Raw genomic sequence first — 9,268 nt, 5'->3', positions numbered from 1 at the left:
GGCCCCCCGGGGGGCGGCCCCCCGGGGCCCCCCGGCGGGGGGGCCCCCGGCCCCGGCGCGGCGGCCCCCCCCCCCCCCCCCGCCCGCCCCCCGCCCCCCCCGCCCCCGCCCCCGCGGGGGCCCCACCCCCACTTCTCGGCGACAGGGCGTGCCGTGGCGGCACGGCGGTGCCACGCTGGGCGCGAGGTGAGGGCCATGACCGCGTACCCGAGATTCCGTTCCGTCGTGCTCGACACGACCCACGCCCGCGCGCTCGCGGAGTTCTACCGCGAGCTGCTCGGCTGGACGTACGTGGAGGGCGGCGAGCCCCCACCGCCGGGAGATCCGGACCCGCAGGGCGAGGACTGGCTGGTGCTCCTGACCGACGCCGGCACGCGGGTCGCCTTCCAGCAGGTCCCGGACCTCGCGCCCGCGACGTGGCCGGAGGGCCCGGTGCCGCAGCAGCTCCATCTGGACCTCTCGGTGCCTGACGTCGCGGCGCTCGATGCCCATCACGCGCGCGCCCTGGACCTCGGCGCGGTCCTGCTGCGGGACGAGGCCGACGACCCGGAAGAGCCGATCCGCATCTACGCCGACCCGTCGGGCCACCCGTTCTGCCTCTTCGTCGTGGGCTGAGAACAGATCGTTACCTGCTCGACAGGACGGATGCGCCGACCTCTGGAAACCTCGGTACCACGACTGCCTGAGGGCAACGTGAATGTCGGGGACGAGGGGCGGGGCAGGGATGAGCGACAGGCTCAGCAGGCACGAGGGTTCGCACGGGCAGGGCGGCGGCCGCGGCCGCGCGGCGCGGCACGCGTCCCCGCGGGCGCGGCGGCGCACGGCGACGCGGCGACGCGGCCTGGCCGCAGTCACCGCGGTCGCGCTCGCGCTGCCGGTGGTGGTCGTGTCGGCGCTGCCCGCCGAAGCGGCGGCGTGGAACATCTCGAAGGTGGAGACCAGCGAGGGGCCCTACCAGCCGGGCGAGACGGTCACGTGGGTCGTCACCGTCGGATGCTCCGACCCGAACGAGGACCCGTGCGAGCCGACCACCATGACGGACCCGATGCCGGAGTACGTCGATCTCGTCAGCGCGTCCATCCAGAGCGCCGGCACGGGGACCGTCAACCCGCAGATCGACGCGGACACGGACACGGACACGGTGACCTACACCGCCGACAGCGTGAACAACGGGCAGCAGTCGCAGATCCTCATCACGGGCGTGATCTCCGACGACATCCCGTACGGCGCGAGCGGCGAGCCGATCACCAACACCGCCACGGTGGAGTCGGACAACGCCCCCGAGAACTCGGCGTCCGACGACATCGTCCCCGAGGTCCCGCTGGTCCTCGACTCCGAGACGACCAAGTCCATCGACCCCGACGGCGCGATCGCGAACCCGGGCACGCCGGCGACCGTGACCATCGGCGGGACCAACACGTCGAACGACCCGGTGGACTCCCTCGTCATCACCGAGCCGACGGCGGGCACCGACCCGAACCCCTTCACGTACCTCGGCTTCACCGGCTGGGGAGACGTCACCTGGCCCGAGGGCGCCACCTCGGCGGACGTGACCTTCACCTGCGCCGACGGGTCGACGCCCACCGAGACCTCGACGGACCCTGACACGCTGCCCGACCCGCCCGGCGACTGCGACGTCCAGGGCTTCACGGTCGAGTTCGACGGCGACATCGCGATCGGCGCCGCCGCGTCCATCCCGTTCGACACCGAGCAGACCGACGCCGTCACGGACCTCACCGATGCCACCACGGTGACCGACACGACGTCGTCGAACGTCGTCCACGGCGACGACGAGTCCGACCCGACCGACGCCAGCGACACCTACGTCATCACTCCGCCGAACAACGCGGTCACACCGACCAAGTCGTTCGACCCCGCCGTGGTGAGTGCGGGCGACCCCAGCACGGTCACGATCGGCGCGACCAACGACGGTGACCCGACCACGGAGCTGTCCATCACGGAGCCGTCGCCCGGCACCGACAGCCCGTTCGAGGGCGACGACCCGCTCACTTTCACCGGGTGGGGCACGGTAGACGACCCCGGCGCGGTGCAGTGGCCGAACGACGCCACCGCCGCGAGCGTCACCTTCACCTGCGCCGACGGCTCGACGCCCACGGTCGACGCGGAGGCGGAGGACACGCTGCCCGACCCGCCGGGCGGCTGCGACGTCGTCGGGTTCACCGTCGACTTCACCGGCGACATCGTCACCGGGGCCGAGGCCTCACTGCCGTTCCAGGTGGACACCGACCCGGACCAGGAGGAGGACAACGTCGAGCACCCCAACGAGATCACGGCCGACATCCCCAACGCCTCGGGCACCGCGGACGCCACGCTCGAGACGCTCACGGACCGCCTCGCGACCGACACCACCAAGTCGATCTCCCCGTCCACCATCCCGGCGCTGCCGGGCCAGACCGTCGTCGTCTCGCTCCCGACACAGCTGCTCCCGTTCGGCGAGGACGGGTCGACGACCAACGCCGACCAGATCGTCGTCCAGGACCCGACCGACACGGGCGACCCGGGCGAGTTCTGGGGCAACTTCACCGCCTCGTCCGTACGGTCCACGGATGTGCCCGCGGGCACCGAGCTGACGATCAACTACTGGAACGGCACGGAGTGGGTCGAGGCTCCCGGCTGCGGCAGTCCCGTCCAGGGCGCCGCGACCGTGAACTGCGACCTGCCGGACGACGCCCAGGGCGTGCAGTTCGTCTACGACGACACGACCGGCGAGGGGATCCCGCCCGGCACGAGCGTGGACCCGAACTTCGTCGCGTCGTACACCGGACCTGAGGACCGCGACGACCCGATCGCGAACTGCGGCGCGTCGAGCGCGTCGAGCGACACCGTCGCGCCGACCGACCCGGCCGAGGGCTGCGACACCGTCGACCCGTTCCCGGTGCCGGTGGGCCCGGGCGACCTCGACTTCATCGAGAAGGACTTCCTCGCGCCCGACGGTCAGAGCGGCACGCCCTACACCCTGCGTGCGCGCACGCAGGACCCGATCACGGCGCAGATCACCTGGTCGACCAACGGGTTCGAGGGCGTGGACCCGATGGTGATCAGCGACGAGGCGGACCCGGTCGCAGCGGACGACCCGGCGATCGCCGGCTCGTTCTACGACGCGTTCAACCTGACGCGCGTCGAGGCGATCGACCCGTCGGTGGACCCGCTCATGGTCTACGACGCCATCACCGGCGTCGAGCTGTTCATCGACGGCGCCTGGGTGGACGCCTCCGCCGACCCGTGCAGCGTGGCCGCGCCGTGCAACACGTCGTTCCCGGGCTACACCCTGACGGCGGACGAGCAGGAGAACGCGACCTCGGTGCGCCTCACGTACACCGAGTCGCCCACGCGCGCGGAGTTCCCCACCGACCCGAACGTCCCCGCCGCCGGCTCGGGCGTGGCCCGCTCGACCCAGGCGGACGGGCGCCACCTCGACCTGACGTTCCAGCTCCGCGACGACCGCCGCAGCGGCGGCCCCGCCCTGGGCGAGCAGCAGGGCGAGATCTACAACAACCCCGACGACCCCGGGCTCGTGACCGACACCGCGCGCGGTACGGCGACCTTCCAGGGCACCGACCGCACGGACACCGACGACGACCAGGTGCTCATCCTCGACGAGCCCATCAACGTCGGGATCGACAAGGAGTGGACCGGCGGCCCGCTGTCGGTGCCGCCCGAGGGCACGCCGTACGAGGACTTCCCCTCGACGATCGCGACCATCACCGGCTCGAACAACTCCGTGGCGCGGGTCGACGAGCTGCGTATCGCCGAGCCCTCCTCCGCCAACGAGGAGGGCACCGTCGAGCCCGAGACCGAGGAGGGCACCAGCCCGTTCGACGCGTTCACGCTGACGGACATCATCGACGTCGCGCCCCCGGACGGGGCCGAGACGACCACGGTCACGCTGACCACCGACGACGGCACCACGACCGACTACGACGAGGCGGGGGCCGAAGCGCTCACGGCGGACGACCTCGCGGACGTCGTCGGCGTGGAGGTCTCGTTCGACGGGCGCATCGCGTCCACCGAGTCCGGCAACAACCAGGGTGTCCTGCAGATGAACCTCAAGCTGCGCGAGCTCGACCGGTACACCGGCGAGCGGGTCACGGTGGACCACGAGCCCAACCCGGTGCCGAACAGCGCCGGCGCCGAGGTCTCCGACCCGGGCGGTACGTCGGACCAGACGCCGCAGGCGTGGGACACGGCGGACATGGAGCTGCGCGACGCCGAGATCTCGATGGAGGAGACCAAGTCGTTCGACCCGGCGACGATCGTCGAGCCGGGGTCTGACGCTGAGGACAACCCGTCATCGACGCTGACCATCACCGGGCAGCCGACGGGCCCGTCGCGCGCCGTTGAGATGACGCTCCAGGACATCGACGGCAGCTTCTGGAACCAGTACGACCTGACGGGCTTCGACGCGTCGACGCTGACGGCGCCGATCGACCAGGTGCAGGTCGACGCGTACACGGGTGGCACGTACGACGAGGCGAGCGACACCTTCACCGGGGGTACCTGGACCGACGGTGACCCCGCCGGGACCTTCGCGCTGCCTGCTGGCGTGGCCGCCGCCGACGTCGTCGGCCTGCGGTTCACGTTCACCCGCGCTGACGGCGCGATCTGGGAGAACCCGGCCAACCCGACGCAGGAGGTCAACCTCGAGGTCCAGGTCCGCGACACGCTGCGCTCCGACCCCGGCACGCCGGTGCCGAGCGACCTCAGCACGAACGATGCGGCGCCGGGCGAGGACGCGCCGGGCGTCGCGACCAACGACGTGACCTCCACGGTCACGGGCGCGGACCTGGTCTTCAACCCGGACGACCCGTCGACCCCGATCCCGGTGTCCGGCGACGCCGACGCCTCCGGGACGATCAACTACCAGCACGCCGAGAACGGCGTGCGGATCGTCAAGGACTTCGCCACCGACATCTCCGAGGGTACGAAGCCCCCGGGCGCCCCGTTCCCGATGAACATCACGGTGACCAACGTCGGAAACCGGCCGATCTACGACCCGGTGATCGTCGACGACCCGATGCCGAGCGACGCGGACGGGCCGCAGCTGCAGCTGGCCGACGTCGACGAGCCGTACAGCTACGCGCTCACCGAGCCAGGCACGGCACCGCCCGGGCAGCCCAACGGGCCGCAGATGCCCACGGACCCGGACGACGTGACAGTGGACCGGGACGGCAACATCGCCGGCCTGACGTGGACGTTCCCCGAGGGCACGGTGCTCGAGGTCGGGCAGGTCTACACCATCACGGTGCAGGTGGAGTTCCGCACGACTCTGGCCGCGAACACGGTGGTCAACAACACGGCCGGGGTTACGGGCGACCGGCCATGGGACGTCTGTCAGGCCCAGTCCGGCGAGGACGGGAGCATCATCGACGGACGGCTCGACGAGGACACCGGCGCGTGCGAGGCGGACTCGGACGTGACTCCGATCCCGTCCGGCGTCCTCCAGGAGGAGAAGTTCGTCAAGGCGACGGACGACGACGAGATCGACGTCATCAAGGACCCCGACGAGGAGAACCCGAACCCTGACGAGACGTGCAGCGCGCCCAACGCGGGCGGCGCGAGCGGGGACGACGGGTACTACGCCTACCCGTGCACGCCGGTCATCATCCCTGGCCACAACGAGACCTGGCGCATCGAGGTGGACAACGTCGGCAACCTGCCCCTGGACAAGGTCGTGATCTACGACCGGCTGCCGAGGCCCGGAGATACCGCCGCTGATCCGACGAACCCTTCGGCGCGCGACTCGCAGTGGACCCCGATCCTCACCAACGACCCGCCGCCGCAGGTGGTCAACGCGCCGGCCGGCAGCACGACGACGTTCTACTACTCGACCGTCGACGACTACTGCTCGGACGACCTCATCGACCCGGTGAACGACCCCTCGTGCCCGGACGACCCGGAGACCGGATGGGCGGAGCTCACCCCCGACACTCCGGAATCGACCTACGAGCAGATCTCCGCGATCAAGGCCGTCGTCGAGATGGCGGACGGGAACCTCTTCCGGCCGGCCAGCTCGCTCGCGCTCGAGGGCACGACGACCACCCCGCCCGAGACGCCTGAGGCGGGCGACCGGTCGATCGCCTTCAACTCGGCCGCGGCGTCGGGTGTCGTCGTGACCCAGTCGGGGGCCGAGATCAACTCGTTGCGCGCCGAGGGCACCAAGGTCGGCGTCGCGACGGCGTCGGGCCCGCTCGAGGTGAGCAAGCTCGTCACCGGCGACGGCGCCGACAATGCACCCGACTCGTTCGACCTGACCGTCCAGTGCACGTCGGCAGTGGGGACGTGGGTCGAGACGGACCTCGACCCGATTCCGATCACCGTCACGCCCGGCACCCCGACCATCGTGCCCGACCTCCCGTACGGCGCCGAGTGCACAGTGACGGAGGACGGCAGCGCCGGCCAGACGCAGATGATCGCGCCGACGGTGACGATCGACAGCGAGGACCCGGACAACCCGACGCGGCTCGTGGTGGACAACCGCTACGACCTGTCGAGCATCGTCATCGACAAGGAGGTCGTCACCGACGCCGTCGACCAGGACGGCGAACCCGTGACGTTCGGGCCCTTCGACGGCACCGTGGACTGCACGTTCCTCGGCGAGGAGGTCTACGCCGAGGGCTACGGTCCGGACGACCCGATGACGTTCGAGCTGAACGACGGCGAGTCCGTCGAGTTCGACGGGCTGCCGGTGGGGGCCGAGTGCGTCGTCACGGAGACGGGCACCGGCAACGCCAGCTCGACGACCGTCACGGTCAAGCACGGGCCGCTCAAGCCCGTGGTGACGCCGGGCGTGGCCGCCCCCTTGACGCTCGCCGGCGACGTCGTCGGTCAGCCGACCAACTCGGTCACGCTGACCAACACCTACGACGTCGGCGCCATCGCTCTGCAGAAGGTCGTCGACGGCGCCGGTGCCGGCGCCTACGGCGGCGGACCGTTCACGATGCACGTCGTCTGCACCTACGACGACGACGGCGACGGGCCGGGCGATCCCCGGACGGTGTACGAGAGCGACGTCGTCCTCGGCGGCGCGGGCCCGCTCGACGCGCAGATCTCCAACCTCCCCACGGGTGCCGAGTGCACGGTGACGGAGACCGACGACGCCGGCGCGACCGGCGCGGTCGTCGTGCCGAGCACCGTGACCGTGGGCAGCGGCGACGTCGCCGACGTCGTCATCACCAACACCTTCGACACCGGGTCGATCGAGGTGAACAAGGACCTCGCCGGGCTCGGCGCGCTCTACGGCCCCGGACCGTTCGAGGTCGAGCTCGCCTGCACCTACCAGGACGTGGACCTCGTGATCCCGGGCGGGGCGACCCGCGAGATCGACGGTGGCGGCACGGTCACCTATGACGGCCTGCCGGTCGGCTCGGAGTGCACCCTGACCGAGACGGACGACTTCGGCGCCTCGTCGACCACCATCTCGGTGGACGGCGGGGACGCGGTGGACGGCACGTCGGTGGACATCACCGTGCCGCCGGCGGCGGACGACCAGACGCCGACGACCGTGGTCGTCGACATGACGAACACGTTCGACACCGCACCGCTGGTCGTGCAGAAGACGGTCGACGGCGACGGCGCCGACTTCGCCCCGGACATGCCGGACCTGCCGCCGCCGCCCACGACGGTCGAGGACCTGCCCGACTACCTCGCTGCGGTGGCCGACGCCTACCGGAACCTGCCGTACGCGGTGACCCTCGAGTGCACGGACAACCAGGGCGACCCGGTGGAGACGATCCCCGGCGGCGCAGACCGGCGGTTCGGCCCGGGCTTCCCCGCGGTCTACTTCGGGCTCCAGGACGGCGACTCGTGCTCCGTCACGGAGACGGACGACGGCGGCGCGACGTCCTCGACGATCGACCCGAACCCGGTGACGATCGACGGTGACGCCACGCTCGAGGACCCGGTCACGACGACGGTGACCAACACCTTCGACACCGGTTCGGTCGAGGTCGACAAGGTCGTGGACGGTGACGCCGCGGACTTCGTGACCGCGCCGTTCGAGGTGTCGCTCGCCTGCACGTTCGAGGATGACGACATCACGGTCCCGGGCGGGGCGACCCGCACGGTGACGCCGGGCTCGCCCGCGACCTACGACGGCCTGCCCGTCGGGGCCGAGTGCGTGGTGACGGAGACCGACGACGCCGGTGCGACGTCGTCGTCCGTCTCGACGACCGTGGACGGCGGTGACCCGGGCCAGGTCGTGGTGCCGGGCACGGACGCCGACCCGGCCGTGGTCACGGTGACGAACACGTTCGACGTCGGCTCGATCGAGGTCACCAAGCAGGTCGACGGTGACGGGGCGGGCGACTTCGGCACCGGCACGTTCACCGTGCACCTCGACTGCACCTTCCAGGGCCAGGACATCGACATCCCGGGCGGGGCGGACCAGGAGGTGGAGGCGGACGACGTCGCCACCTACGACGGCCTGCCGATCGGCGCCGAGTGCACGGTGACGGAGCCGAAGACGGGCGGGGCGAGCAGCACCGTGATCTCGTCCGTCGAGGGCGGCGACCCGGGCGAGGCGACCGTCGGCCCGGACCCGGCCGAGATCGTCGTGACCAACACGTTCGACACCGGTCAGGTCGTGGTCACCAAGGAGCTCGACGGCAGCGGCGCCTCGGCGCACGACGGCGACACGTTCACCGTCACTCTGGCGTGCACGTGGGACGTCGACGGCAAGGAGACTGCCGTCGTCGTCCCGGGCGGCGCGACCCGGACGCTGTCCGACGGCTCCGACTGGACCGCGACCTACGCGTCCGTGCCCCAGGGCGCGAGCTGCACGGTCGCGGAGACCGACGACGGCGACGCCGAGCAGGTCGCGATCCAGGTGGGCGACGGGCCGAGCAAGGAGCTCGATCCCGCCGACGGGACGCCGACGTCCGACGCGTTCGAGATCCCGACCGGTGACGCGGCGAGCGTGTCCCTCACCGTGACGAACACGTTCTCGGGCGGCGGCGGCGGTGGCGGGGGTGGCGGCGGGATCCTCCCGCTGACGGGCTCGAACATCCTGTACGCCGGGCTGATCGCGGCGCTGCTGACCGGCGTGGGCATGCTGCTCCTCGCCATCCGCCGCCGCGGCAACAGGTACGAGGGAGGGATCGACGACCTGTTCTGATCCCGCCCACCGCCGAACGCGTCATCTGTCGGCCCCGAGAGCCTCGGGGACCGACGGATGGCGCGTTCGGTGCGTCGAGGGCGAGGGCAGGTACGTCCGGGCCCGGCCCGGACAGCTATTGAAAGAGGCCTTTCG

2 protein-coding genes are annotated in these 9,268 nt (G+C 71.5%); both read left to right on the top strand.

Annotated features, from left to right (window positions below; all coding sequences use genetic code 11):
• The first annotated feature begins 195 nt into the window (after positions 1-195).
• Positions 196-615, top strand: coding sequence for a VOC family protein (locus EDF32_RS00825; RefSeq protein WP_123306650.1), 420 nt, complete (start codon positions 196-198; stop codon positions 613-615).
• 109 nt (positions 616-724) lie between these two features.
• Positions 725-9,133: a DUF5979 domain-containing protein gene (locus EDF32_RS00820; RefSeq protein WP_123306649.1), complete on the top strand. Its 8,409-nt coding sequence runs from the start codon at positions 725-727 to the stop codon at positions 9,131-9,133.
• Positions 9,134-9,268 lie beyond the last annotated feature (135 nt).

Origin of the sequence: Cellulomonas sp. PhB143 (assembly GCF_003752595.1) — a bacterium.
In the GTDB taxonomy this organism is placed as follows: Bacteria; Actinomycetota; Actinomycetes; order Actinomycetales; family Cellulomonadaceae; genus Paraoerskovia.
Note: the sequence above shows the minus strand (reverse complement) of the source record. Positions and strands in the feature narration are given on the sequence as shown.

Coding starts and splice junctions, on each gene's coding strand:
- EDF32_RS00820 (WP_123306649.1), top strand. CDS start 725: ATGAGCGACAGGCTCAGCAGGCACGAGGGTTCGCACGGGCAGGGCGGC.
- EDF32_RS00825 (WP_123306650.1), top strand. CDS start 196: ATGACCGCGTACCCGAGATTCCGTTCCGTCGTGCTCGACACGACCCAC.